General features: G+C 66.6%; 25 protein-coding genes. 11 read left to right on the forward strand and 14 right to left on the reverse strand.

Going from position 1 to position 24766, the window contains the following annotated elements; translation table 11 throughout:
• Positions 1–14 precede the first annotated feature (14 nt).
• On the reverse strand, positions 15–1619 hold the full coding sequence (locus EV191_RS05880; protein ID WP_132875733.1) for an MDR family MFS transporter: 1605 nt from the start codon (positions 1617–1619) through the stop codon (positions 15–17).
• Entirely contained in the window at positions 1616–2104 is a 489-nt protein-coding gene (locus EV191_RS05885) for a MarR family winged helix-turn-helix transcriptional regulator (RefSeq protein ID WP_132875734.1), read from the reverse strand. The genes EV191_RS05880 and EV191_RS05885 overlap by 4 nt, the downstream gene beginning before the upstream one ends.
• A gap of 231 nt (positions 2105–2335) precedes the next feature.
• Between EV191_RS05885 and EV191_RS05890 the strand changes: the two genes are divergently transcribed.
• Positions 2336–3958 carry an alanine/glycine:cation symporter family protein gene (locus EV191_RS05890; protein ID WP_132875735.1) on the forward strand — a complete coding sequence of 541 codons (1623 nt, stop codon included), beginning with the start codon at positions 2336–2338 and terminating at the stop codon, positions 3956–3958.
• 69 nt (positions 3959–4027) lie between these two features.
• On the opposite strand, the gene EV191_RS05895 is transcribed toward EV191_RS05890, so the two are convergent.
• Both EV191_RS05895 and EV191_RS05900 read right to left on the reverse strand, forming a co-directional pair.
• On the reverse strand, positions 4028–4375 hold the full coding sequence (locus tag EV191_RS05895) for a tRNA-binding protein (RefSeq protein WP_132875736.1): 348 nt from the start codon (positions 4373–4375) through the stop codon (positions 4028–4030).
• Between the two features lie 38 nt (positions 4376–4413).
• Complete coding sequence (locus tag EV191_RS05900) at positions 4414–4905, reverse strand: MarR family winged helix-turn-helix transcriptional regulator (RefSeq protein WP_243658764.1); 492 nt, start codon at positions 4903–4905, stop codon at positions 4414–4416.
• 222 nt (positions 4906–5127) lie between these two features.
• Here EV191_RS05900 and EV191_RS05905 point away from each other — a divergent pair, with 222 nt between their 5' ends.
• The gene (locus EV191_RS05905; RefSeq protein WP_424565425.1) at positions 5128–6306 is read left to right on the forward strand and encodes a globin domain-containing protein; all 1179 of its coding nucleotides are present in this window, start codon (positions 5128–5130) and stop codon (positions 6304–6306) included.
• Here the strand turns inward: EV191_RS05905 and EV191_RS05910 are convergent.
• Entirely contained in the window at positions 6214–7119 is a 906-nt protein-coding gene (locus tag EV191_RS05910) for a DMT family transporter (protein WP_243658765.1), read from the reverse strand. The genes EV191_RS05905 and EV191_RS05910 overlap by 93 nt on opposite strands.
• Positions 7120–7233: 114 nt before the next feature.
• Between EV191_RS05910 and EV191_RS05915 the strand changes: the two genes are divergently transcribed.
• The 3 genes from EV191_RS05915 (at position 7234) to EV191_RS05925 (ending at position 9401) form a co-directional block, all read left to right on the forward strand.
• A complete protein-coding gene (locus tag EV191_RS05915; protein ID WP_132875739.1) occupies positions 7234–8082 on the forward strand; it encodes a LysR family transcriptional regulator in 849 nt (282 codons plus the stop codon).
• A gap of 93 nt (positions 8083–8175) precedes the next feature.
• Entirely contained in the window at positions 8176–8580 is a 405-nt protein-coding gene (locus EV191_RS05920; RefSeq protein ID WP_207894395.1) for a MerR family transcriptional regulator, read from the forward strand.
• The gene (locus tag EV191_RS05925) at positions 8577–9401 is read left to right on the forward strand and encodes an LLM class F420-dependent oxidoreductase (RefSeq protein WP_132875740.1); all 825 of its coding nucleotides are present in this window, start codon (positions 8577–8579) and stop codon (positions 9399–9401) included. The genes EV191_RS05920 and EV191_RS05925 overlap by 4 nt, the downstream gene beginning before the upstream one ends.
• Positions 9402–9453: 52 nt before the next feature.
• On the opposite strand, the gene EV191_RS05930 is transcribed toward EV191_RS05925, so the two are convergent.
• From EV191_RS05930 to EV191_RS05960, 7 genes are all read right to left on the reverse strand, one after another.
• Positions 9454–9900 (reverse strand): heat shock protein transcriptional repressor HspR, encoded by a 447-nt coding sequence (locus EV191_RS05930; protein WP_132875741.1) that lies wholly within the window; start codon positions 9898–9900, stop codon positions 9454–9456.
• Positions 9897–11117 (reverse strand): molecular chaperone DnaJ, encoded by a 1221-nt coding sequence (gene dnaJ / locus EV191_RS05935; RefSeq protein ID WP_132875742.1) that lies wholly within the window; start codon positions 11115–11117, stop codon positions 9897–9899. Before dnaJ ends, EV191_RS05930 begins: the two co-directional genes overlap by 4 nt.
• A gap of 27 nt (positions 11118–11144) precedes the next feature.
• A complete protein-coding gene (gene grpE, locus EV191_RS05940; protein ID WP_132875743.1) occupies positions 11145–11915 on the reverse strand; it encodes a nucleotide exchange factor GrpE in 771 nt (256 codons plus the stop codon).
• Positions 11912–13792: a molecular chaperone DnaK gene (gene dnaK / locus EV191_RS05945; protein ID WP_132875744.1), complete on the reverse strand. Its 1881-nt coding sequence runs from the start codon at positions 13790–13792 to the stop codon at positions 11912–11914. Before dnaK ends, grpE begins: the two co-directional genes overlap by 4 nt.
• 177 nt (positions 13793–13969) lie before the next feature.
• Positions 13970–14728 carry a DUF4097 family beta strand repeat-containing protein gene (locus EV191_RS05950; RefSeq protein WP_243658766.1) on the reverse strand — a complete coding sequence of 253 codons (759 nt, stop codon included), beginning with the start codon at positions 14726–14728 and terminating at the stop codon, positions 13970–13972.
• A gap of 164 nt (positions 14729–14892) precedes the next feature.
• Positions 14893–16626: a pyruvate dehydrogenase gene (locus tag EV191_RS05955; protein ID WP_132875746.1), complete on the reverse strand. Its 1734-nt coding sequence runs from the start codon at positions 16624–16626 to the stop codon at positions 14893–14895.
• Positions 16627–16669: 43 nt separating this feature from the next.
• Positions 16670–17503: an SDR family NAD(P)-dependent oxidoreductase gene (locus EV191_RS05960; protein ID WP_132875747.1), complete on the reverse strand. Its 834-nt coding sequence runs from the start codon at positions 17501–17503 to the stop codon at positions 16670–16672.
• A 93-nt stretch (positions 17504–17596) separates the two neighbouring features.
• On the opposite strand from EV191_RS05960, the gene EV191_RS05965 reads away from it, so the two are divergent.
• The gene (locus EV191_RS05965; protein WP_132875748.1) at positions 17597–17854 is read left to right on the forward strand and encodes a DoxX family protein; all 258 of its coding nucleotides are present in this window, start codon (positions 17597–17599) and stop codon (positions 17852–17854) included.
• An 8-nt stretch (positions 17855–17862) separates the two neighbouring features.
• Entirely contained in the window at positions 17863–18633 is a 771-nt protein-coding gene (locus EV191_RS05970) for a class I SAM-dependent methyltransferase (RefSeq protein WP_207894396.1), read from the forward strand.
• Positions 18634–18645: 12 nt separating this feature from the next.
• On the opposite strand, the gene EV191_RS05975 is transcribed toward EV191_RS05970, so the two are convergent.
• On the reverse strand, positions 18646–19722 hold the full coding sequence (locus EV191_RS05975; RefSeq protein WP_132875749.1) for a WD40/YVTN/BNR-like repeat-containing protein: 1077 nt from the start codon (positions 19720–19722) through the stop codon (positions 18646–18648).
• A gap of 80 nt (positions 19723–19802) precedes the next feature.
• Entirely contained in the window at positions 19803–21908 is a 2106-nt protein-coding gene (locus tag EV191_RS05980) for an acetate--CoA ligase family protein (RefSeq protein WP_132875750.1), read from the reverse strand.
• A 170-nt stretch (positions 21909–22078) separates the two neighbouring features.
• Here EV191_RS05980 and EV191_RS05985 point away from each other — a divergent pair, with 170 nt between their 5' ends.
• The 4 genes from EV191_RS05985 to EV191_RS06000 all read left to right on the forward strand — a co-directional run bounded on the left by EV191_RS05985 (position 22079) and on the right by EV191_RS06000 (position 24750).
• Positions 22079–22978 (forward strand): LysR family transcriptional regulator, encoded by a 900-nt coding sequence (locus EV191_RS05985; protein ID WP_132875751.1) that lies wholly within the window; start codon positions 22079–22081, stop codon positions 22976–22978.
• Positions 22979–23017: 39 nt separating this feature from the next.
• A complete protein-coding gene (locus EV191_RS05990; RefSeq protein WP_132875752.1) occupies positions 23018–23446 on the forward strand; it encodes an ester cyclase in 429 nt (142 codons plus the stop codon).
• A gap of 91 nt (positions 23447–23537) precedes the next feature.
• Positions 23538–24068, forward strand: coding sequence for a YbhB/YbcL family Raf kinase inhibitor-like protein (locus EV191_RS05995; protein ID WP_132875753.1), 531 nt, complete (start codon positions 23538–23540; stop codon positions 24066–24068).
• Between the two features lie 76 nt (positions 24069–24144).
• Positions 24145–24750 (forward strand): hypothetical protein, encoded by a 606-nt coding sequence (locus EV191_RS06000; protein WP_132875754.1) that lies wholly within the window; start codon positions 24145–24147, stop codon positions 24748–24750.
• Positions 24751–24766 lie beyond the last annotated feature (16 nt).

Genomic DNA, 24766 nt, shown 5'->3' on the forward strand with positions numbered 1-24766 from the left:
AAGGTTAGCGAGGTTCAGGGATACTGCCGGGTGGTTTCGGGTTCCAGGTCCAGCGTGCTGCGTAGCGGGGTCTCCTTGATGAACAGCACCGAGACCAGTGTGACCACGGCGATGATCGCGGCGATCCCGAAGATCTTGCCGGTCGCGTCGCCGTAGGCCGCCCGCACGATCTCGCGGATCGGGCCAGGCACCGCGTCCAGGTTCATCGTGCCGCCACCACCGTTGAGCGCATTGCCAGCCGGCAGGCCGCGGTCGGCGAGCGTACTGGTGATGTACTCGCTGACCTTGGTCGCCAGCACCGCGCCGAGCACCGACACCCCTGCCGAACCACCGAGCGTGCGGAAGAACGTGACCACGGCCGTCGAGGAGCCCATATCCTGCATCGGGATGGTGTTCTGCACGACAAGCACGAGGTTCTGCATCAGTGCGCCAACGCCGATCCCCATCAGCGCCAGGTAGCAGCCCATCAGCGTCAGATTCGTGCCGGCATCCACCGTGCTGAGCAGCGTCAAGCCGATCACCAGCACGATCGAACCGCCGACCAGGAACGGCTTGGTCCTACCGGTACGCGAGATGATCTGCCCCGCGATGGTCGAGGACAGGAACAGACCAAGCACCATCGGGATGGTCATCAGACCCGCGTGCGTCGGTGAATACCCGCGCGCGATCTGGTAGTACTGCCCGAGGAACACCGCACCGCCGAACATCGCGGTGCCGACCGCCATGGTGCCAAGCACCGCCAGCGTGAAGGTCCGGTTGGTGAACAGCCGCAGCGGCACAACCGGCTCGCTGGCCCGCGACTCAACGAACAGCGCGAAGCCAAGCAGCACCACCGCGCCACCAACGAACAGCGCGCTCGGCAGGGACGCCCAAGCGAAGTCCTTGCCCGCCAGCGAGGTCCAGATCAACAGCAGCGCCACGCCCCCGACGATCAACGTCGCGCCCAGCCAGTCGATCTTCACCTTGCGCTTGAGCAGTGGCAACTTCAATGTCCGGCCAAGCACGATGAACGCGAGCACCGCGATCGGCGCGGTCACCCAGAAGCACCAGCGCCAGCCGAGCGGCGAGTCCACGATGAGACCACCGAGCAGCGGCCCGGACACCGTGGCGACCGCGAAGGTGGCGCCGATGTACCCGCTGTACTTACCCCGCTCCCTCGGGGAGATCATCGCGGCCAGCACGACCTGCACCAGCGCCTGCATACCGCCCATCCCCACGCCTTGCAGCGCACGACAGGCGATCAGCTCGGGCATCGAGCTGGCAAAGCCGCCGAGCACCGAACCGGCCACGAAGATGACGATGGCCAGCTGGTAGAGCAGTTTCTTGCTGAACAGGTCGGAAAGTTTGCCCCAGATTGGCGTCGTCGCCGTCGAGGTGAGTAGCATCGCCGTGACGACCCAGGTGAACTGGCTCTGCGTGCCGTCCAGATCCGCGAGGATCGTCGGCAGCGCGTTCGACACGATCGTCGAAGACAGGATCGCTACCAGCAGCGCGAGTAACAGGCCGGAGAATGCCTCCATGACCTGCCGATGGGTCATCGATTGCGGCTCGGCTCCCGCCTCGCTCGCATGCTTGGCACGACGCCGCGCGTCGCGCGTCTCAGTTACCGCGGACGTCACTGACCTCCATCCACTCCTGCGGTCACGGGGGAGCGCCCCGCATCGACCGCGGCCCGCAAATCCTTGTTCACCGCGCCGAGCTCACCGATCAGCTCCGTCACGCGCTCGTCGTCCCAGTCGGCCAGGGCGTGCTGTAGCAGCTCGGCGTGCAGCTCCTTCCAACGCATCAGCGCCTGCTCGCCGGCAGCCGAGGCGCGCACCAGCGCGGCCCTGCCGTCTTCCGGTGCGGGTCGGCGTTCCACCAGGCCAGCGTCGATCAGCTGACCCAACTGCCTGCTGATCACCGACAGGTCCACCATGCGCCGGTTGGCCAGCTCGGACGGCCGGCACTCGCCGCACCGATGCAACTCGCCGAGCAGGCTGATCGTGGCCGGATGCAGCTCACTTTCGCCCTGCCACCACTGCGCGAACCAGGCATGCTGCAACTGCGCGGCCAGCCGGAGCTGCCGAAACAGCTCCACACACGACTCGTAGCTTGGGCGCATGGCCCACACACCTTCCGCGGATCGCCCGCCAAATAGTTGATTGCTGACTACAACTATACGCCTTTAGTTGCCTACGGCAACCAAGTACCAGAGTTATCCACATCACTCGATCGGGTAGTTGCTAAGAAAGTTGCGTCCCCAGCACGCAGCCCGACCAGCCAGTAAACGAATGTGACAACTTTTTCGGGAAAGGCTTGCGCTCACCACCTACATACGCTGCACTTTTCAGCCATGTCAGCGCTGTTAGCCTCTGCCCCGACCGAGGCATCGTCGATCACGAACCTCGCCGCTTCGGGCGGCGTCCTCGCGCAAAGCGACGGCGCCGAGTCCGGCATCCTGAAATCCATCGAAGACGGCATCAACACCGTCTTCGACCCAATCACCACGGCGGTCTCGGAGTTCGTCTTCTACGAGATCAACATCTTTGGTGCGCAGTTCCCGTGGATCGTAGCCTGGCTGATCCTCGGCGCCACGGTGTTCACCATCTATTTCGGATTTATCCAGTTCCGGAACATCCGACTCGCACTCCAACTCGTTCGCGGCAAATACACCAAGGGCGATGAACCAGGCGAGATCAGCCATTTCCAGGCACTGAGTTCTGCCCTGTCCGGCACGGTCGGAATGGGCAACGTCGCCGGTGTCGGTGTCGCCGTCACGATCGGTGGCGCGGGCGCCACATTCTGGATGATCGTCGCCGGTCTGCTCGGTATGTGCACCAAGTTCGTGGAGTGCACGCTGGGTGTGAAGTACCGCGAGGTACACGAGGACGGCACCGTTTCCGGCGGCCCGATGCACTACCTGCGCAAGGGCGTCGCAGAACGTCTTGGTGGCAGCAAGGGGCGGATCATCGGAACGGGACTGGCGGTCGGCTCCGCACTGATGCTGCTGCTGTTCGCCTTCGCTGGCGGCAACATGCTCCAGGCGAACCAGACCTTCGCCCAGCTGCGGGATGTCACCGGCGGTGACGACGGTTTCCTCGGCAACGACGGCGCGGCACTGATCTTCGGAATCATCCTCGCGCTGGTCGTCGGCGCGGTGATTATCGGTGGCATCAAGTCGATCGGCAAGGTGACCAGCAGGCTGGTGCCCGCCATGACGATCATCTATGTCGCTGCCTCGCTGATCGTCATCCTGACGAACATCGTCGACGTACCGGCGGCCTTCGAGGCAATCGTGCGTGGCGCGTTCGCGCCGGAAAGCGTGGCTGGTGGGGCCATCGGTGCGATGATCGTCGGCTTCCAGCGCGCGGCTTTCTCCAACGAAGCTGGCCTCGGTTCCGCCCCGATCGCGCACTCCGCAGTAAAGACCAAGCATCCCGCGACCGAGGGCCTGGTTGCACTGCTCGAACCGTTCGTGGACACGGTGGTCATTTGCACGATGACCGCGCTGACCATCGTGATCGCCAACCCGGCGTTCTGGGTGGAGGCACAGGAAACGGTGCAGGCCGGCGGCGAGGTGCCGGATGGCGTAACGGTGACCTCGGAGGCTTACGGCACCGTACTGCCCGGCTTCCCGTATGTGCTGACGGTCGCCGTGGTGCTCTTCGCAGTGTCCACGATCATCACCTGGGGCTACTACGGGCAGAAGTCCTGGACGTTCCTATTCGGTAAGAGCAGGCGAGCGGAGCGCACCTACCAGGTCGTTTACGTGCTGCTCACGGTCTGCGGCACGGTGCTGACACTGGGCGCGGTGCTCGACTTCGCGGACGCGATGGTGTTCATGAGCGCGCTGTTCAATATCGCGGGGCTCTACATACTCGCACCGGTCGTCAAACGTGAGGTCAAAGCGTGGAAGGCCAAGGTACGCAGCGGCGAGATCAAGAAACTGAATAAAGCCGACAAAATAAGCAGATAGCAGACGAACTGTTCTGGTGTTCGGCCCCGTACTGGCCCAGTTCCGGTGCGGGGCCGAGCTGTTTCCAGGTCAGGCGATCACTTCACCCGGCTGCGCGCCGTCGTCCGGCCGCAACAGCCGGACCAGCTCATCGTCCGCACCGATCGCGCCGAGCAGCAGGAACTCGCTGGTGAACCCGGCGATCCGCTTCTTGCCCAGGTTCACCGCGCAGACCACCAGCCGGTCCAGCAGCTCCGCTTCGGTGTAGTTGGTGACCTGTGCGCTGGTCCAGCGCTTGCCGAACTCGCCGAAGTCGACGGCGATCTGCCACGCGGGCTTACGCGCCTTCGGGAAGGGCCGCACCTCTACGATCCGGCCGACCCGCAGATCAACCGCGAAGAACGCGTCGGGATTGTCTGGCTTCTGTTCCGGCTGCATCCGCGCATGTTAAACCGCAAGGCCCCTACGGAACGCGGTCACCGGGAGCGCGGCTCGAGGCCGGTGTTGAACTTGCCGAGCAGCCGGCCGAACTCGCTGGCATCCGCGGTGGACCAGCTGGTGAAGGTATCCCGCAGCCGTTGGCTACGGCGCGCGCGGACCGCGGTGAGCCGTTCCCTGCCGGCCTCGGTCAGTTGCACCAGGCGCGCCCTGCCGTCGGTAGGGTCGATCACCCGCTCGATAAGCGACAATTCCTCAAGTCGGGCGATCTGCCGGCTGACGGTGGATTTGTCCAGTCCGGACTTGTCCACAACCTCGGCCGCCCGCACCGGCTCGATATCGCTCAGCCGAACCAGCAGCGCGTAGGCGGCCGAATCCAGCTCGGGGTGCACTTCGGCGGCGATACTCAGGGAGAAGCTGCGCGCCCGTGCGAACAACACGGACAGCTCCCGCTCAATGGCGGTCGCGGCTTCCTCCCTTGCCGCGTGGTCAGCCTCGGCTTCCGGCTGCGGCTCGTCCTGCTCGACCACGACCGTCCTCTCGTCACCTAATGTAGTCGCACGCCACACTCTAGAGCCCAAACTCACCCATTTGTCGCATTCGGCCCTATTCAGGGTAGCGTTGCCCACCCAGTGCTGTTCCTGGGGCGGACAAGCGCCGATTTTATGGCTACTCTCAGGCTGTCGGGGGCCGGTGTCGCCCAGGACAGACCTACCGAAGAGCGGAAAGACCATGGAGTTCGTGCCCCGACCATGACTGCACCACACGCCATCAGCCCGTTCCCGCAGCCAGCCACGCACCGTGAGGCTCCGCCCGCGGTAGTCGCGATGGTTCGCACGATCCGTAACTCCTGGGCACAGGTCGAGCCACAAACCGAGGACGTCGCGCGGTTCTTCTACGGCATGCTGTTCAGCCTCGCGCCGGAGGCGCGCGAGCTCTTCCCGGCGAATATGCAGGTACAGCGCAGCCGGCTGATGCGGGCCATCGTGCACGTCGTGCAGATGGTCGACCGGCCGGACGATCTGGTGCCGTTCCTGCATCAGCTCGGCAGGGATCACCGCAAGTTCGGCGTGGTGGCCAGGCATTACGAGGCGGTGGGCACCTCGCTGCTCGCGGCGCTGAAGGCACACCTCGGCGAGGACTGGACGCCGAAGGTGGAACGCGCCTGGGCCGAGGCCTACACGATCATGGCGCGGACCATGCAGGAGGCGGCCGCGGCCGATGACGGTCCTGCCTGGTTCCCGGCCACCGTGCTAGAACACCACCGGCTGTCCTGGGACCTGGCAATCGTTCGCGTGCAGCCGGACTACCCGTTGCCGTATCAACCCGGGCAGTACATCAGTGTCGAGGTGCCCCAGCGCCCGCGTTTCTGGCGCTACCTTTCACCGGCCAATGCGCCACGCGAGGACGGCGCGCTCGAGTTCCACGTGCACGCGGTCGAGGGCGGTTGGGTCAGCCGCGCCATCGTCAGCCATACCCAGGAGGGCGATGAGTGGCGGCTCGGGTCACCCCTCGGTCGGCTTACCGCGAGCCGTACCGATGAGCAGAACGTGCTGATGATCGGCGGCGGCACCGGGATCGCACCGCTGCGCGCGATCCTGGATGACTGGTCGCACTGGGGAGAAAACCCGCATGTGCAGCTGTTCTACGGTGCGCGTAACGCGGATGATCTTTACGCGCTCGACGAATTGCGCCAGCTCGCCACGACCAATCCGTGGTTGACCGTGGTTCCGGTCGCCGAGGAAGGCGCCGATGCGGCTGGCGTGGAGCGTGGCACGCTCGCCGATGCGGTCACCCGGCACGGCGACTGGGCCGATCGCCGGGTGCTTGTTTGCGGCTCACCGACGATGATCCGCGCAACCGTGTCCAAGATGCTGGTCGCTGGCACCCCGCTGGACCGCATCTACTACGACCCGTTCACGTTGGACTAGAACCCGCGAGCGGCGGGAACGCGGTGCCTGGATCAGGGCCACCGCGGCGAGCACGATGGCGATGCCGAGGACTTCCGACCAGCCGAGTTTCGTGCCGAGGACCAGGTAATCGAGGATGGCCGCTACCGCGGGGACGCAGTAGAACAAACTGGCCACTTTGGTCACCGCGCCGCGCCGGACCAGCAGGTACAGCAGTGCGGTTGCGCCGACCGACACGATCACCACCATCCAGCCGAGTGCGAGATAGAAGCTGCCGTTTTCCGGCAGTTCCAGCTGCCCTGCACCGAGCAACCCGAACGCGACCGTGCTGACCGTGGTCTGCACGGCAAGCGAGGACCAGATCCCCACGCCCTTGTTGGTGCTCTGCACCAGCGTGCCCACGGTGATCAGCAGCAGCGCGCCGAAGGCGAAGGCTACGCCGAGCGCGGTGGCGTGTCCGTCCAGACTGGAACTCACCGCGAGCAACAGCCCGCCGAAGCCGAGCAGCAGCCCGAGCCACAACCGGGCATCCCGGCCCTGCCGGCTGAGTAGCGCGGTGAGAATCGGTTGGCTGCCAACAATGAGCACCGCGATCCCGGCCGGCAGCTCGGCCCAGATCGCGAGGAAGAACAAACCCTGATAGCCAACCTGGAGGAACAGCCCGGCAAGGAGCAGCCGAACCCATTGCCGGCGGCCGCGGGGGAGCGCATCGCGCACGGCCAGCCAGACCAGCCAGGAGATCAGGGCGGCACCAAGCGCGCGCAACCAGAGGAAGTTCGCGACGTTCGTGTGCCGCAACCCGAATTCGACGGCGAGCGCTCCGCTCGACCACATGACCACGAAGGTGTAAGGAACTGGCGAGAATCCGGGAGTACGCACGAGGTACATACAACCGCCGCATCCCAAAACGGAAAAATGCCGTTTCGCGATGGACTATGCTGCGCGGTTATGGGCGTGGAGATCCGCCACCTACGGACCTTTCTGGTCGCCGTCGAGGAGCGCAGCATCAGCCGCGCCGCGGAGCGGTTGCGGCTGGCCCAGCCGGCCGTGTCCAGAACGCTCGCCCAGCTCGAACGCGAGGTCGGTGCCGAGCTGCTGGTCCGCTCCGCGCAGGGTGTGGTGACCACGACGGCGGGCGCACGGTTCCGGGTCAAGGCGGCGGCCGCGGTGCTTTCCTTCGATGACGCGGTACACAGTCCGATGGCGCGGCTGCGGCCGTTGCGGGTCGGGCACCATTGGGCGGCGCTCGGCCAGCACACCACGCGGCTACTGCGCACCTGGCGGGAGCGGTTTCCCGACGTGCCGCTCGAACTGCGCCGGCTGGACGATGCGTTCGGCGCGCTGGCCACCGGCGAGGTGGATATCGTGGTGAGCAGGGGACAGCGGCCCGGACCGGCATACCACCACGAGCTGTTGTGGCACGAGCGAAGGATGGCGGCGTTGCCCGCGCACCACCAGTTGGCGGACCGAGACGAGTTGCGGATCACCGAGCTGGCCGAGGAAACCGTGCTGGTGAACACCGCTTACGGCACGACGAACCCGGAGTTGTGGCCGGCGGATACCGGACCACACGCGACGATCACCGTGGCCAATACCGACGACTGGCAGACCAATATCGCCGCCGGTTTGGGAATCGGCGTCACGCCGGAGTCAACGTCCTATATGTACTCGCACACGGAGATCACCTATATCCCGCTCACCGACGTGGCGCCGGTGGCCACCTACCTGGCCTGGGCACCGAACGCGCAGCACCCCGCACTCGCGGACTTCCGCCACACCGTGAACCACATTCTTTAGGGATCTTGCGGTTGTGTTGAAGCGGCGCTTGGCGCAGAAATAGATCCGCGCGACTTGACCTTGACACTGGTGTCAGTACTTACCGTGGCGGAGATGAACGGGGCAGTCGTGCACATAGGGGAGTTGTCCGAGCGCACCGGGGTCAGCCGGCGCTCGCTGCGCTACTACGAACAACGAGGTCTGCTGCGGGCCCAACGCACCGACGCGGGATGGCGAACCTACGACGCCGATGCCGTCACCAGGGTCCGCAATGTACGGAGCCTGCTGGATGCGGGGATGACCGTCGAGGACATCCAACAGCTGGCGCCCTGCCTCGCCGAGGATGACCACGCCACCTGTGTGGACACCGGCGCGGCGATCACGACGCACCAGGCGCGGCTACAGGTGCTCGACAGTCAGATCGCCCAGCTTCAGCTGTATCGGACCAAGTTGCTGGGGCGGATAGCGCGGCTGCGGGCGACCGCTGCCAAGCAGGAACAGTCAACGGAGGTACGGTGAAATTCGGGGTTTCCACATTCGTCACTGACGAGGGTATCCGGCCGGACGCGCTGGCAAAGGCGTTGGAGGAACGTGGGTTCGACTCGCTGTTCCTGGCTGAGCACTCGCATATCCCACTGGGTACAACAACTCCGGACGGGTCCACACTGGACCGCCAGTTCTACCGGACGCTGGACCCGTTCATCGCGTTGACCGCAGCCGCCTCGGCCACCGAGAACCTGCTACTCGGCACGGGGGTCACGCTGCTCGTGCAACGCGACGTCATCCATACCGCCAAAGAGGTAGCCAGCCTCGACCTGCTCTCGCACGGCCGGGCCGTCCTGACCGTGGGGGCCGGCTGGAACCGTACGGAAATGCGCAACCATGGGGTGGATCCGGCTACCCGTGGACGTAAGTTGGACGAGCAGCTCGCGGCGCTGAAAACGATCTGGACCAAGTCCGAGGCCACATTCACCGGCGAACACGTCAACTTCGGCCCGATGTTCCAATGGCCGAAACCAGTGCAACAACCACACCCGCCGATCTACATTGGCGGGCACAGCCCGGCTGCTCGGCGACGGGTTGCCGAGCATGGCGACGGCTGGTTCCCGGTGGTGGCAACCGTGGCGGATGTTCGGGAGATGCGCGCCGCGCTGATCGCTAGGGACCGCGCGGACGTCGTGCTCAACGTGCCGGCCGAGGAGAATCAGCCAGCGCTGCTGGCCGAGTTCGCCGAAGCTGGTGCCGATCGAGCCACGTTCGACATCCCCACCGAATCGGAATCAGCCACCCTCCGCCGGCTCGACGCCCTCGCCGCACTGGTGCACGCCCAGACTCGCTAACCTTAAAGAACGCGGTCACACGCAGTCACCGCAAGATCCATAAAGAACGCGGCTAGCGGGAGCGGCGTGGCGGTTTCCAGACGACCAGCGCGGTCTGCCGGCGCGCGGGTACCAGGTCATTGCGATACGAGGCGTGCACCGCCGCGGCTGCCTGCTCGGCAGCGGCATAGGCGGCGGCAAGCTCCTCGGTCAGCTCGGCAACCCGCCCGGACAGCGCCTCGACCTGGTTCTCCAACTCGATGATGCGCTTGATCCCCGCCAGGTTCACACCATCCTCTTGGGACAGTCGTTGTACTTCGCGGAGCAACGCGATATCCCGCATCGAATACCGTCGCCCGCCCCCCGCGGTCCGGCCGGGGGATACCAAGCCGAGCCGGTCGTAACTGCGCAGGGTCTGTGCGTGTAAGCCGGACAGCTCGGCGGCCACCGAGATCACGAACATCGGGGTGTCTTCATCCGCCCCATGCGGAAACGGCACTCCGCCAACCGGTTTGTTCATGATCTACCTCGGCCCTCCAGCATCGCGGTGAGATCCGGCCGCGGGTCGTGCTCGGCCGTAGCCTCCGCATACTTCTCCAGCGCCGACTTACCCGCGCCGTCCAGGTTCGCCGGTACGGCTACCTGCAGCGTCACGAGCAAATCACCAACCTTGCCGTCCCGCTTCTCGATGCCCTTACCGCGCACCCGAAGCACTCGCCCACTACTGGTCCCCGGCGCCACCCGCACGGACACCGCCGAATCCAGTGTCGGCACTCGTAGTGTGGTACCAAGTGCCAGCTCAGGGAAAGTCACCGGCACGGTGATCGTCAGATCATTACCCGACCGGCCGAATACCGCATGCGGGCTCACCTGCACCCGCACATACAGATCACCCGCGTGCGCCCCGCCGCGACCTGGCTCGCCCTGCTCGGCGAGCCGAATCCGCTGGTCGTCCTCCACCCCAGGCGGAATCCGCACGGTCAGGGTGCGCGTCCGGGTACTCGTCCCACTGCCGGAACACTCCGGGCAGGGATGCTCCACGATCTGACCGTTACCCCGGCAATCCCGGCACGGCTCGGAAAACGCGAAGGCACCCTGGCTGCGGCTCACCAGACCCGCGCCACCGCAGGTGCCACAGGTCTTCGGCGACGTTCCCGGTTTCGCCCCCGAACCGGCACACACATCGCAGCGCGTTGGGCTGGACAACCGCAGCGGCACGGTTGCCCCGCGCACCGCCTCGGTGAACTCGATCCGGACCTCGGTCTCCACATCCGCGCCACGCTGCCCTCGCTGCGCGGTGGCACCCGCGCCAGCGGCACCGCCGCGCCGACCGAACAAACCACCGAGGATATCCCCGAGACCGCCCATCCCGCCGCCACTTGCCTGGCCGGCGTTCTGGCCGAACAGATCACCGAAGTCAAACCCGCCGGTGCCGCCACCCGCGCCGCCAGCGCCACCGGGGAACCCGAAACCGCCGCCACCGCGCGGGAAGCCACCGCCGGCGAACATCCGGCGTGCCTCGTCGTACTGCTTGCGCTTTTCCGCGTCGGAGAGCACGCCGTAGGCCTCGGAGACGGCCTTGAACTTCTTCTCCGCACGCTCGTTACCCGGGTTGGCATCGGGATGGTTCTCCCTGGCCAACTTCCGGTAAGCCTTCTTGATATCCGAATCCGAGGCGTCGGAGGAGACGCCCAATTCACGGTAGAAGTCCTTCTCGATCCAGTCCCGCGCGCTCATCGGACGTCCCCTCCTTTCTGCCTCGTATTACTGGTTACTTTCCATGCCCGGCGTCGGTATCGGGCCCGTGGTGTCGTCGGCGAGAACCTCGACCGCCTCGGGAACCGGTTCCGGCTCGGCTGCCGGCTCGTGATCGGTGACCGCGACCATTGCGTTGCGCAATACCTTGTCACCGATCCGATACCCCTTGCGCAGCACCGTGGTCACCGTCGGACCATCCACTTCGGAGGAAGTGGCGTGCTGCACCGCTTCGTGCACCGCGGGGTCGAACTCATCGCCTTCGGCACCGTAGGAGGCCAAGCCCTCCTTTTCCAGCGCCGCAACAAGTTTGTCCGCGATTGCCTTGAACGGGCCGGTCAGATCGCCGTGCGCCTCGGCCCGCTCCAGATCGTCGAGCAGTGGCAACAGCTCGCCGGCCAGCGAGGCCTTGGCGCCCTCGATCACCGAATCCCGGTCGCGGTCAACCCGCTTGCGGTAGTTGGCGAACTCGGCCTGCACCCGCTTCACATCCGCGGTGCGCTCCGCCAGTTCCTGCTTCAGTGCGGTGAGTTCGGTGTCCGGCGAACCGGCCGTATCGGCGGCTTCGTCAACCGAACCAGCCGAACCAGCCGGACTGGCCGATTCGTCGGCGGCTGGCGCGCCCGGTTCACCAGGCGCGGCGGCCGGCGGCTCGACGGTCTCTTCCTTGACCTCTTCCCGCACCTGGCCCGACTCCGGGTCGATCCGGCGCCGATCCTTGACGACGATCGGCTCCTCGGGCTGGGTTTCGTCTTTCGGCTGCGGCGGCTGCGGCGTCACTTCTTGTCCTTGCCATCCTCGTCGACGATCTCCGCGTCCACCACGTCCTCGGCCTTGGCGTCCCCGCCGGCCGCGGAAGCGCCTTCAGCGTCCGGACCAGCAGCCCCGGCGCCTTCGGCGCCAGCAGCGGCGGCACCGGTGTTGGCGTAGAGCGCGGAGCCCATCTCCTGGGAGATCGTGGTGAGGTTCTCCATGGCGCTCTTGATCTTCTCGGTGTCGTCGCCCTTCAGCGCTTCCTTGGCCTCGTCGAGCGCCGAGTTCACCTTGGTCTTGGTCTCCTCGGGCACCTTCTCGTCGTTGTCCTTGACGAACTTCTCCGTCTGGTAGACGAGCGACTCGGCCTGGTTGCGAACCTCGGCCTCCTCGCGGCGCTGCTTGTCCTCTTCGGCGTGCGCCTCGGCGTCCTTGACCATCTGGTCGATGTCCTCCTTCGGCAGCGCGGAGCCACCGGTGATGGTCATCGACTGTTCCTTGTTGGTGCCAAGGTCCTTCGCGGTCACGTGCACGATGCCGTTGGCGTCGATGTCGAAGGTGACCTCAATCTGCGGGACGCCGCGCGGTGCCGGCGGGATATCGGTGAGGTCGAAAGTGCCGAGCTTCTTGTTGTACGCGGCGATTTCCCGCTCACCCTGGAAGACCTGGATGCCGACCGTGGTCTGGCCATCGCCCGCGGTGGAAAAGATCTCGCTGCGCTTGGTCGGGATCGTGGTGTTGCGCTCGATGAGCTTGGTGAACACGCCACCCTTGGTCTCGATACCGAGCGAGAGCGGGGTGACATCCAGCAGCAGGACGTCCTTGACCTCGCCCTTGAGCACACCGGCCTGCAGCGCCGCGCCGACCGCGACGACCTCGTCCGGGTTCACGCCCTTGTTCGGCTCCTTGCCCCCGGTCAGCTCCTTGACCAGCTCGGTGACCGCGGGCATCCGGGTGGATCCGCCGACGAGCACCACGTGGTCGATCTCGCTGACCGAGATGCTGGCGTCCCTGATCACGTTGTTGAACGGCTGCCTGGTGCGGTCGAGCAGATCCGAGGTGATCCGCTGGAACTCGGCACGCGAAAGCGTCTCGTCCAGGAACATCGGGTTCTTGTCCGCGTCCACCGTGATGTACGGCAGGTTGATGTTCGCGCTGGACGAGCTGGACAGCTCGATCTTGGCCTTCTCCGCGGCTTCCTTGATCCGCTGCAGGGCCATCTTGTCCTTGGTCAGGTCGATGCCGTTGGTGGACTTGAACTTGTCCACCAGCCACTGCACGATCCGCTCGTCCCAGTCATCACCGCCGAGGTGGTTGTCGCCGCTGGTGGCCCGTACCTCGACGACGCCCTCACCGATCTCGAGCAGCGAGACATCGAAGGTACCGCCACCGAGGTCGAAGACCAGGATGGTCTGCTCTTTCTCGCCCTTGTCCAGGCCGTAGGCCAGCGCGGCCGCGGTGGGCTCGTTGACGATGCGCAGCACGTTGAGGCCGGCGATCTGCCCGGCTTCCTTGGTGGCCTGCCGCTGGGCGTCCTCGAAGTAGGCGGGCACGGTGACAACCGCGTCGGCCACCTCTTCACCGAGGTAGGCCTCGGCATCGCGCTTGAGCTTCATCAGCACGCGGGCGCTGATCTCCTGCGCCGTGTACTTCTTGTCGTCGATCTCGGTGTTCCAGTCGGTGCCGATATGCCGTTTGACCGACCGGATGGTGCGGTCGACGTTGGTCACCGCCTGGTTCTTCGCTGGCTGCCCGGTCAGCACCTCACCGTTCTTCGCGAAGGCGACGACGGATGGGGTGGTGCGGGCACCCTCGGAGTTGGCGATCACCGTCGGCTCGCCACCTTCGAGTACGGAAACCACCGAGTTGGTGGTTCCTAGGTCGATACCGACCGCTCGCGCCATTGGATTTCCCTCCTGGATCTGTCAGTTCTCGTGCGCAACCCATAGGGTTGAGTAGAGCTCGCGCAAGTTCTAGTTTGGCGAACCCAGCCCCGTCAACCCGGGGTTGAGCATTACACACTCAAGCTTTCTGCCAGCATAACGCCTGTGCAGGCAAAATGGTTCCCGGTCTGCTCGTGCCTACCGGCCGAGAGTGCGCACCGTCACGTCTCCGCTGCTCGCCTCGAGGTCAAGCACGTGCGACGCGGAGTCATCGCTGGCGACGCCGATCTCCTGGGTGCCGTTCGTCTCGGTGGTGACCCGATAACGCCCATCGGGCACGCCGACCTCGACGTCGCCACTGCTCGCCGATGCGGTGACGGACTGCGGGCTGGCCAGGTTCAGCGTGATATCCCCCGAACTGGCCTGCACCTCGGCACGATTGCCCAGTTGGTCACCTCGGATATTGCCCGAGTTGGCCTCGGCAAACACCGGACCGGTGAGGTCGACCAGCGTGATATTCCCCGAACTGGCCTTCGTGCGCACCTCGCCGGCGGCTCGGCGGACCTCGATGTTCCCGGAGTTCGCCTGCACGTCCACCCCGCCGACCTCGGTCAGGGTGACATTGCCCGAGCTCGCCTTGCCGGTGACCAGCACATCGCGCGGGACCTCGACCTGGTAGCTGACGTCGCAGCCCCAGCCGCAGCCGTTCAGCACCAGGTTGTCGCCATCCAGCTCGTAGGCCTCGTCCGGCTCGCCCCAGCGATACCGGAAGGACTGGTGCACCTTCGTCTGCTGGGTATCGGTGGCCCGAATCGTCACGTCCCCAGACTGATTGTCGATCTCCACGCTGCGCACTCGCTCGGCGATGTTGTTCTCCGCCTCGGCGGTGTCCGTACCCACCCAGCCGAACGCCACCGCGGCGCCCACCCCGATCAGCGCCACGCCAGCCACTGCCATCAACGGTCGCACCATTGCTCAGTCCATTCTCCGCAAACCCGCTCGTCCGACCCCCGCTATGCCAGAAACGCTACGGCGTGCGCGGCGGAGCTACATCGGGGACAGCCCCCGGCTTTCTCCTCAGGGTTGCCCCAGGGGCGCGCAGGAAACCCACCGACCGCGCGTCAGGGGCGCGGGATGTTGCGCAGGTTGCTACGGGCCAGCTCGATCATCTTGCCGACACCGCCGTTGAGCACCGTCTTACTCGCGGCGAGCGCGAACCCGCGCACCATCTCGCCGGTGATCCTGGGCGGGATGGACAGCGCGTTCGGGTCGGTCACCAGCTCGACCAGGCCAGGCCCAGGCTGCTGGAAGGCGGCCGACAACGCGTCGGCCACCGCGGCCGGCTCGGTGACCCTGCTCGCCGGCACCCCGCAGGCCCGCGCGATCGCGGACAGGTCCACCTCGGCGTGGTCGGTGCCGTAGGCGGGCAAACCATCGACCAGCATCTCCAGCTTGACCATCCCGAGGCTGGCGTTGTTGAACACGACCACCTTCACCGGCAGCTTCAGCGCGGCCAGCGTCAGCAGGTCGCCGAGCAACATGGTCAGCCCGCCGTCGCCGGAGATGGAGACCACCTGCCGGTCCGGCGCGGCGAGCTGCGCACCGATCGCATGCGGCAACGCGTTCGCCATGCTGCCGTGCCGGAACGACCCGATAACCCGCCGGTTTCCGTTCGGTGTCAGGTAGCGCGCCGCCCAGACATTGCCCATCCCGGTGTCCACTGTGAACACAGCATCATCGGCGGCGACCTCGTCGAGAATGGCCGCGGCGTACTCCGGGTGGATCGGCCGGTGCTCGGTCACGTTGTCCCGGTAGGCGTCCACCACCCGCTCCAGCCTTCTGGCGTGCTCCTGCAGCATCCGGTCAAGGAACTGCCGGTCGCCGCGCGAGCGCAGTAGCGGAAGTACCGCGTTGATGGTCTCCCGGACGTCGCCATGTACCGCGAGATCCAGCGGGGTCCGCCGACCAAGATGCGCGGTGCTGTGGTCTACCTGGATGGTGTGTGCCTGGGGCAGGAAATTGTCGTAGGGGAAATCCGTACCGAGCAGCACCACACGGTCGGCGGCATGCATCGCGTCATGGCAGGCGCCGTACCCGAGCAGCCCGCTCATCCCCACGTCATACGGGTTGTCGTACTGGATCCACTCCTTGCCGCCGAGCGAATGCCCGACGGGCGCGGCCAACTTCTCGGCGAGCGCCATCACCTCGTCATGTGCGCCCGCACAGCCCGCGCCGGCGAACAGCATCACCCGTTCGCTCGAGTTCAGCAGCTCGGCGAGTTCGGCGATGGTCTGCTCGGTCGGCCGCACCGGCGCGGGAGATACCGGCCGACCCCAGCGCTGCGCACCCTGCGCGGCCTTACGTTCGGCGATATCACCCGGAATGGTCAGTACCGCGACCCCGCGCTGCCCCACCGCGGCCTGCATGGCGATCCGCGCGAGCCTTGGCAGTTGTTCCTCATCGGTGACCAGCTCGCTGTAGTGGCTGCATTCGCTGAACAGCTCGGCCGGATGGGTTTCCTGGAAGAAGCCGGTGCCAATCTGCGCGGAGGGGATATGCGAAGCGAGCGCGAGTACCGGGGCGCCGCTGCGGTGCGCGTCGTAAAGGCCGTTGATCAGGTGCAGGTTGCCGGGGCCGCAGCTTCCCGCGCAGACCGCGAGCCGGCCGGTCACCTGGGCTTCGGCCGCCGCGGCGAACGCGGCGGTCTCCTCGTGCCGTACGTGCACCCATTCGATATCCGCGCTGCGCCGCACCGCGTCCACGATCGGGTTGAGGCTGTCCCCAACGATCCCGTAGATCCGGCGCACGCCGGCCGCTGCCAGCATGCTCACCAGCTGTTCCGCCGCGGTAGCCATGGGTCGGTCCTCCCTCGACCGGCTTGGCTAACCGAGGACTGGGCTAGCCGATGAAGCGTCGGGCCGTTTTCACTACTGCCGCCACGATCCCCTGGTAGCGCGGACCCAGCAACCTGGGGAGCGCATCGATGACCCGCGCGTCCGCGCCGATCAGGATGCGTGCGCGGTTCCGGCGTACCCCGTCCAGAATGGTGCGTGCCGCGCGTTCCGGGGTGGTCCGCGCGATTCGCTGGAAACCCCGGTCGGCGGCGGCGCGGTCGGGCAGGTCGTCGCCGGCGATCCGCGCGTCCCTGGCGATGTTGGTGCGGATGCCGCCAGGGTGCACGCAGCTGACGCCCACCCGATGACCAGCGATCAACATCTCCTGGCGCAGCGCCTCGGTGAACCCGCGCACGCCGAATTTCGCCGCGTTGTAGGCGCTCTGCGTGGGCACCCCGATGAAGCCGAACACGCTGGAGATGTTCACCAGATGGGCGTCGCCGTTGGCGATCAGCTGGGGCAGGAAGGCCTTGGTGCCGTGCACCACGCCCCAGAAGTTGACGCCCATCAGCCAGTCCATATCGTCCATGGACATCTGGGTGACCTCGGCGCCCAACGCCACGCCGGCGTTGTTCACCACCAGCCGCACTCCGCCGAACTCCCGATCAACCTGCTCGGCATGGGCGAAAACCGCGTCCCGATCGGCAACATCGAGTTTATAACCAGTGGCCGCCGCACCGAGCTGCCGGCAGCGCTCGACGGTGCCCGCCACCCGCGATTCGTCCACATCAGACAATGCGAGGCGGGCGCCGTGGCTGGCCAGTCCGAGTGCCAAGGCCTGGCCAATGCCGGAGCCAGCGCCGGTGACAACCGCCGTCTTACCGGAAAAATCACGCATCAGCCGCAACTCCTGGGTGCCAGTTCTTGGTACTTGAAGTATCTGTTACTCGCGGTATCATTTCTACCCGCGACGGCAGGAAGGAACAACCCAATGGCCAAGTTGTCCCGCGCGTTCGGTCTACTGCTCGCCGGCACCGGTGCGGCGCATTTCGCCGCACCACAGGCGTTCGAGTCGATATCCAAAACGGCGTTCCCCGAAGACACCACTACCTGGGTGTACCGGAACGGGGCAACCGAGGTGGCACTCGGACTCGCGCTGACCTCGCGGCGAACCCGCAAGCTGGGCACGATCGGACTGCTCGGCTATACGGCGTGGCTGGGCGGCAGGTTCATGACCGCGCAGCGGTAGGTAAACCGATGCCAGTGGTTCGCGATTTCATCGACTCCGCGCGGATCAGCGCGGCAGCCCGGGACGTGGACGGCTATCTCGATGTGCTGCCGCCGGATGACGAACTTGCTCCGGCCGCGCGACAACCACGTACGCCCGCGCAGTTCGCCATGCGCAACCGCGTTGTCGCGGCCATCTACCAGCGCTGGTGGCGCCCTGCGGGTGGACTGTTGTGCGGCCTGCCCGCGCCGCGCGGCGAAGGGGAACAGCGGCTGGCCAACGAAATGCTCGGCCTGCCAGGCGAGCGGCTGGTGCTGGACGTCGCATGTGGACCTGGGAACTTCACCCGTGGCTTCGCCGAGGCGTTGACCGGGGATGGCTACGCGATTGGCGTGGACGCCTCCCGGCCGATGCTTTCCCGCGCGGTCCGCGACAACGACACCGAGCGCGCCGGTTACTTGCACGCGGATGCCCGCGATCTGCCGTTCGCGGACGGCACGTTCCCTTCGGTGTGCTGCTTCGCCGCGCTGTATCTGGTGCCGGAGCCGTTCACGGTGCTCGCCGAGCTCGTCCGGGTGCTCGCGCCGGATGGCCGGCTCGCGCTGATGACCAGTTGCCTTTCCGAGCAACCGGTGGTCAGCGAGATGCAACTGCTCGCGGGTAAGGCGATCGGCGTACGGATGTTCGGCCGAAACGAGATCAGCGCCGCGCTTCGCGAGCACGGGCTCGTCGACATCCGCCGCCGGTTCGCCGGCGCCGCGCAGTACGTCAGCGCCCGAAAACCCCCGCAAGATCCTTAAAGAACGCGGTCGCTAGTCGCGGTACACCGAGATCAGCGGGCTGTACTGCGGCAATGAACCGCTACGGCCGACGGCCAACAGACCGCCGCCGGGTTGCACGGTAGCCGAGCTCAGCGCACCGTTCGCGGGTGCACCCACGTCCTGCCAACCGCCGTCGGTCGACCGCCACACGCTGTCCCCGATCACCCATAGCTGCCGGTCGACCCAGCTGAGCTCCTCGATCCCGCCGGTCCGCGTCGGCGCGGACACGTGCTCCCAGGACGTTCCGTCCGAACGCAGCAGTACCGGTTTGACCGGCTGGCCGTCCTCATAGGACCGCACGGATCCGCCGATCCATGCCTCACCAGTGGTCAGCCCGACCACACTGTCCAGCTCGAGCCAGGACCCCGAGGGCACCTCGATCTCCGGCAGGCTCTGCCGCTGCCAGTCCTGACCGTTCCAGCGCAGCGCCACACCCTGGCCGCCCGCACCGGACTGGGTGCCGACCGCCCATGCGCTGTTCTCGTCGGTGCCGTCCACCGCGTCCAGCGACCAGCTACCCTCGACCTCCGGCAGCGGCGCGTCAGACCAGCTGGCGCCATCCCAGAACTGCGCCATCCCGGTTGCTTGTCCCTCGCCGTTCGGCGCATAGCCGCCGACCGCCCAGGCCGCGTCCGATTGGGTGGCGTTGATATCCGAGACGTGCAGCCGGTGATCAGCCGGTGCCGCCGCGAACTCGACCTCGTGCCATTGCGTACCGTCCCACCGCGCCGACTGCCCCTCGCCGTACTTGATCTTCTGGCCGACGGCCCATGCGTCTTCCCCGGAAACCACCGAGGAGCCGGCGATCTGGCCGATATCCGGCATCGCCACTTCGGTCCAGCCATCCGGTCCACGCTGATACGCCTGGCTCCGGAAGTCCGGCGATCCGGGAACCGGATGCCAGCTGCCGAACGCCCAGACGGCACCACTCCCATAATCCACCGACTCCAGCACGGAGTTGGTCTCCGGCCGAGGCGGAACCGGTTCGTCCTGCCAGCTGCCCTGTGCACCGGCCAGTCCGGCCGTGCTGATCAGTAGGCCCGCGGTCACCGCACTGGCAACGCTCAAACGCCGCACGAAATACCCCCAAGGTCTCGTTGGTTTCGCCATGCTCACGCGGCCGTCGCGGATCTGGTTGCCTCGGCGAATCAGCCGAGTTCGGCGAGACAATCCACCGCGATCGCGCCACCGGCACCAACCACCAGTGGGTTCACATCCAGCGAGACGAGGTCGTCGGCGAGATCGTGCGCCAGCCAGGAAAGCCGGGCCAGCGCATCCGCCACCGCGTCCAGATCGACCGGTTGGCCACCGCGCACCCCATCGAACAGGGCGGCACCGCGAAGGGAGCACAGCAGGTCGGTAGCGGTCCGCGCGTCGATCGGGGCGACCGCAACCTTGCTGTCCGCAAGCAGTTCGGCCAGCACCCCGCCAAAACCGGCGAGCACCACTGGTCCGAAGGCAGGATCGCGCTGGATCCCGAGAATCAGCTCGGTTCCCGGCTCGGCCATCCGCTGCACCAGCAGCTCACCCGAGGGCTCGGCCCGCAGCACCTGCTCGGCCGCCGCCCATACCTCCGCCGCCGTGGTCAAGCCGAGACGCACCCCGCCGATATCGCTCTTGTGCGGCACCTTGCTGGACCGCAGCTTCACCGCAACCGGACCGGCAAGCTCGGCCGCGGCGGCAACCGCCGCATCCGGGCCGGCAACCACGCGATACTCGGCACGGGGGATGCCGTACGCGGCGATCAGCTGGCTTGCCGTGTACTCATCAAGCACCCGCTGACCGGCCGCGCGCGCCGAGGCGACCACCGCCCGCGCCGCCGCACTGTCCACATCGGTGGGACGGCAGGGCGTACTCACCGGCGGCCGTCGCCCGTATTCCACCAGCGCACCGAGCGCGGCCGCAGCGCGGCCGGGGTCCGAATAGCACGGGATGCCACGCTCGGCGAGCAGTTCGGCCGGCCGGCCGTTGCCGCCGGTCCACACCACGACAAAGGGCCGGTCGGTAGCCTGATACGCCTCCTCGATCGCGTCCACGAGCTGTTCCGCGCCACGGTCGGCGTTGCCGAGCAGCACCGCGATCAGGTCGGTGTCCGGGTGCGTTACCGCGATCCGCAGGCTGCGCCGCAACATCGGCGGGTCGCTGATCAGCGTCGCGGTGAGATCGATCGGGTTGCGCGCGGAACCGAACGGCGGGATCACCTCGGCCATCGCCTGCTGCCACTGCTCGTCCCATACCGGCACGTCAATACCGTGCGCTGCTGCCGCATCCGCCATCAACACGCCTGCCCCACCGGATAGCGAAAGCGTGCTCAACCGGTTGCCGCGCGCCCTTCGCCCTGCCGCGAACAGCCGCGCGGCGTCCAACAGTGGATCCATTCCGGACAGCCGAACGATGCCGAACTGCCGCGCGGCGCCGTCGAAAACCGTATCCGCGCCAGCCAGCGAAGCGGTATGCGATTGGGCGGCCCGTGCGCCAGCGGCGGAGGAGCCAACCTTCACCGCGAGAATTGGTTTGTCCAGCTCGTTGGCCCTGCGGGCGACCTCGAGCAACCGCCGACCGTCCGTGACACCCTCCAAATAGGCCAGTAGCACCTTGGTGTCCGCTGTGTCCAGCAACGCGTCCAGTACCTCGGCAACGGAAAGGTCGGCTTCGTTACCGGTATTGAGGTAGTGCGTGAAACCGATACCGGTGCGCTGTGCCGCGCTGAAGATGAACGAACCGAAAGCCCCGCTCTGGCTGACAAAACCGATCGGTCCAGACCGTAGCCGCATGTCCTCGTCCAGCGCGGAGGTGAACGTCGGCACGGCCCGCTCGGCCACACTGATCGCGCCGAGACAGTTCGGTCCGAGTACCCGTACGCCGGTTTCCCGCACCACCGCTTGTAGTTCGGCCTGTAGCTCGGCGCCTTTCGCGCTCGCCTCGGCGAAGCCGGCTGCGGCCACGATCGCGACGGAAACGCCGTGACGCTGGCAGTCGCGCAGGCATTCGGCCACCTCGGCGGCCGGCAGCATCACCATCGCGAGGTCGATCTCGGCTGGCGCATCGGCCAAACTCGGGTAGGCGGGCAAACCCTGCACGGTCTCCCGCCCTCGATTGATCGGCAGAATCCGCCCGGTGTAACCGAACCGCCGCAGGTAATCCACCGGCCGACCGGATAGTTTGACCGGATCGTTCGAGGCACCGACGATCGCGATCGACTTCGGGTGCAGCAATTTCGCTACGAGATCTGCCCGCGAATGCTCGTCGCTCATCAGCACGGCCGCCCAGCGAGACCACCTGTCAGCACGGATCCTCCTGCGGATTCGGGAGCCTGACCGAAATCGACGGTACCGGCGGGTTCGGTGACGTGGCTAACACCAATCGGATAGCCAATTCATTCGACAAACCGACATAATCATCCGCAGCTACTACGGATGGAGATATGGAGCTACGACATCTGCGGGCTTTCGTGGCGGTGGCCGAGGAGCTGAGCTTCAGCCGGGCAGCAGCTCGGTTGAACATCTCCCAACCGCCGCTGTCCCAACAGATCAAGCGGCTGGAACGAGAAATCGGCGTGCCACTGCTCAGCCGCACTACCCGATCGGTCTCGCTCACCGCAGCCGGAGAAGTCTTCCTGCATGAGGTGCGCGCCGCGCTTGCCGGGCTACAGGACGCGACCAAGGCTGCGCACCGTGCGGCCGCCGGCCAGCTGGGCACGGTGCGCCTCGGCTTCTCCGGGCCAACCTCGTATCAGGCCCTGCTGACCATCGCCCGCACCTTCCGGGAACACCGGCCGGACGTTCGGCTGGAGATCGTCGGCCCGCTCTACGGCGGCGAGCTGGTTACCAAACTGATCGCGCGGGAGACCGATGCCGGGCTGCTCCGGCTGCCGGTGGCCGCGCCGGGAACGCGGGTTCGCGAACTTGCCCGGCATCCGCTCGTGGCGGCGCTGCCCGCGGAGCATCCACTGGCTGGCCGGAAGAGCATTGGCCTCAGCGAGCTACGCGACGAGGTGTGGATCAGCTATCCGGCTGGGCGCGGCTCAGTGGTCAACCAGACCGTGCGCGATGCCTGCCTCGCCGAGGGCTTCGCCTTTCAGCGCAAGCAGGAAGCGCCCGATACCCATACGATCCTGTCCCTGGTGGGCGCAGGGATGGGCGTGGGCATGGTGCCGAACTCGGCGGAACACCTCGAGGTGCCGAACGTGACGCTGGTGGCACTGGACGGCGGCCCCTACGTGCCACTTGGCCTGGCCTGGCGGGACGAACCACCCGCGCCGGCACTCGCCGCGCTGCTCGGGCTGCTGGATGAGGTCATCGAACGTATGCCGGCGGACAGCTAGATCTGCGCCGGGTCGGTGGCCCGTACTAGGTTCAGTGCCATGGATCTGCGTGAGCTTTACCGTCAATGGCTACCCGGCGCATGGAACGCCGACCCGGTCCAGATACCGGACCTCATCGCCGAGCTGTTCGCGCCGGATGCGCTGGGACACTGGCCGAGCAGGGAGATCAACGGCGCCGACGGCATCGCCGAGGCCGTCGTGCAGGCGGTGACCATGTTCGACGACGTGCACGTCGAGCTGGTGATGGGACCGATCGCGGACGGCGACCTGGTCGCCGCGCAGTGGTACTTCAACGCGACGTATCGCGGCGATTTCCCCGGGGCGACGGCTGCGGCCGGCACCAGGATCAGCTACCGCGGTGCGGATATCCTCCGCGCGGAGGGGGACCGGTTCGTGGAGTACTGGCCACACGGCGATGACCTGTCCTTCATGAAGCAGCTCGGGGTCACCGAACTGGGCACGTCGTGACGCCGCGAACTGAAGCTCGCTCGGGACACTAGGGTGGGGCCTGCCCAGCAGCACCCGGACGAGTAGAGCCGGACGAGTAGAGGGAGTGCCCATGCCGCAGCCACCGAACCCGTACGACTTCCTGCCCGCCCTGCCGAGCTTCCAGGTGACCAGCGCCGACCTGACCGACGGTCAGCAGCTCGGCAACGCCCAGGTCTCCGGGATCATGGGCGCCGGCGGCTCGGATGTGTCGCCGCAGTTGAGCTGGTCCGGGTTCCCCGCGGAGACGAAGAGCTTCGCCGTCACCTGTTTCGACCCGGACGCGCCGACCGCGAGCGGTTTCTGGCACTGGGCGGTACTGGACATCCCGGCGAGCGTCACCGAGCTGGCCGCCGACGCGGGCGGCGAGGACGGCGCGAAGTTGCCGGCCGGCGCGATCACCCTGCCGAACGACGCGGGCGCGCGCAGGTACATCGGCGCCGCGCCGCCGGCTGGGCACGGCCCGCACCGCTACATGTTCGTGGTGCACGCGGTCGATGTGGAGCAGCTCGGCATCACCGACGGCACGCCGGCCTTCCTCGGCTTCAACCTGTTCAGCCACGGGATCGCACGCGCCACGATCACCGGCCTTTACCAGCAGTAAACCGCCAGCCGGGCCGTATCGGGCGGCTCACACGAATCATCGGGAACGCCACGATGCTTCGGCACGTCGGAGCATCGTGCGCTTTTCGAACAAAACAGCCAAAATGGTCATGGTCTCCGGTGCCGTTATCGCCCTCGCCGGCTGCGGCACGGACACCGCATCCTCGTCGTCCTCGTCCGGTCCGCCGAGCATCCCGGATGAATGGGTGCAGATCATGGACGACCAGCTCAACGCGGCGGATCGAGTCGGGAGTGTCCCGGTAATCGACCGCGACGCCGGCTGCGAGCTGTTCGACCCGCCGGAAGTTGGCGACGGAACCCCGGAGCCCCGCGGTTCCGGGGTCAGCACCTTCGGCAGCGACGGCGAGCGCTACATCTGCCAGTTCGGCAGCCCGCCAATCACCTTTGTCATCGGCCGTACCGAGTCGGCGGAAAGCCTCGCGGACACCACGCTCAGCGTGGATGACGAGGACGTGACCGAACACGAGGTGGCCGGTACGCGGTTCGTGGTGCTTGACCACACCTACCCGAACGGCCGGGTCGAGCAGACCGCGCAGCTGGTCGACGAGCAACGCAATGTGTTCGTCTCCGCGGAGATCGAGACCAAACCGGGCAACCAGCTGCCGGACGACTGGGACACCGCGGATACCGCAGGGGTGCTCGCGGACATCCTGCGCAGCTGAACCGGATCGGGAACTT

It is taken from the genome of Tamaricihabitans halophyticus (genome assembly GCF_004340875.1).
GTDB classification, from domain to species: domain Bacteria; phylum Actinomycetota; class Actinomycetes; order Mycobacteriales; family Pseudonocardiaceae; genus Tamaricihabitans; species Tamaricihabitans halophyticus.

Bases quoted from the DNA above. Each gene is read 5' to 3' on its own strand.
- EV191_RS05885 (WP_132875734.1), bottom strand. From the start codon at position 2,104: ATGCGCCCAAGCTACGAGTCGTGTGTGGAGCTGTTTCGGCAGCTCCGG.
- EV191_RS05890 (WP_132875735.1), top strand. From the start codon at position 2,336: ATGTCAGCGCTGTTAGCCTCTGCCCCGACCGAGGCATCGTCGATCACG.
- EV191_RS05895 (WP_132875736.1), bottom strand. From the start codon at position 4,375: ATGCAGCCGGAACAGAAGCCAGACAATCCCGACGCGTTCTTCGCGGTT.
- EV191_RS05905 (WP_424565425.1), top strand. From the start codon at position 5,128: ATGACTGCACCACACGCCATCAGCCCGTTCCCGCAGCCAGCCACGCAC.
- EV191_RS05910 (WP_243658765.1), bottom strand. From the start codon at position 7,119: ATGTGGTCGAGCGGAGCGCTCGCCGTCGAATTCGGGTTGCGGCACACG.
- EV191_RS05915 (WP_132875739.1), top strand. From the start codon at position 7,234: ATGGGCGTGGAGATCCGCCACCTACGGACCTTTCTGGTCGCCGTCGAG.
- EV191_RS05920 (WP_207894395.1), top strand. From the start codon at position 8,176: ATGAACGGGGCAGTCGTGCACATAGGGGAGTTGTCCGAGCGCACCGGG.
- EV191_RS05930 (WP_132875741.1), bottom strand. From the start codon at position 9,900: ATGAACAAACCGGTTGGCGGAGTGCCGTTTCCGCATGGGGCGGATGAA.
- dnaJ (WP_132875742.1), bottom strand. From the start codon at position 11,117: ATGAGCGCGCGGGACTGGATCGAGAAGGACTTCTACCGTGAATTGGGC.
- dnaK (WP_132875744.1), bottom strand. From the start codon at position 13,792: ATGGCGCGAGCGGTCGGTATCGACCTAGGAACCACCAACTCGGTGGTT.
- EV191_RS05950 (WP_243658766.1), bottom strand. From the start codon at position 14,728: ATGGCAGTGGCTGGCGTGGCGCTGATCGGGGTGGGCGCCGCGGTGGCG.
- EV191_RS05955 (WP_132875746.1), bottom strand. From the start codon at position 16,626: ATGGCTACCGCGGCGGAACAGCTGGTGAGCATGCTGGCAGCGGCCGGC.
- EV191_RS05960 (WP_132875747.1), bottom strand. From the start codon at position 17,503: ATGCGTGATTTTTCCGGTAAGACGGCGGTTGTCACCGGCGCTGGCTCC.
- EV191_RS05965 (WP_132875748.1), top strand. From the start codon at position 17,597: ATGGCCAAGTTGTCCCGCGCGTTCGGTCTACTGCTCGCCGGCACCGGT.
- EV191_RS05970 (WP_207894396.1), top strand. From the start codon at position 17,863: ATGCCAGTGGTTCGCGATTTCATCGACTCCGCGCGGATCAGCGCGGCA.
- EV191_RS05980 (WP_132875750.1), bottom strand. From the start codon at position 21,908: ATGAGCGACGAGCATTCGCGGGCAGATCTCGTAGCGAAATTGCTGCAC.
- EV191_RS05985 (WP_132875751.1), top strand. From the start codon at position 22,079: ATGGAGCTACGACATCTGCGGGCTTTCGTGGCGGTGGCCGAGGAGCTG.
- EV191_RS05990 (WP_132875752.1), top strand. From the start codon at position 23,018: ATGGATCTGCGTGAGCTTTACCGTCAATGGCTACCCGGCGCATGGAAC.
- EV191_RS05995 (WP_132875753.1), top strand. From the start codon at position 23,538: ATGCCGCAGCCACCGAACCCGTACGACTTCCTGCCCGCCCTGCCGAGC.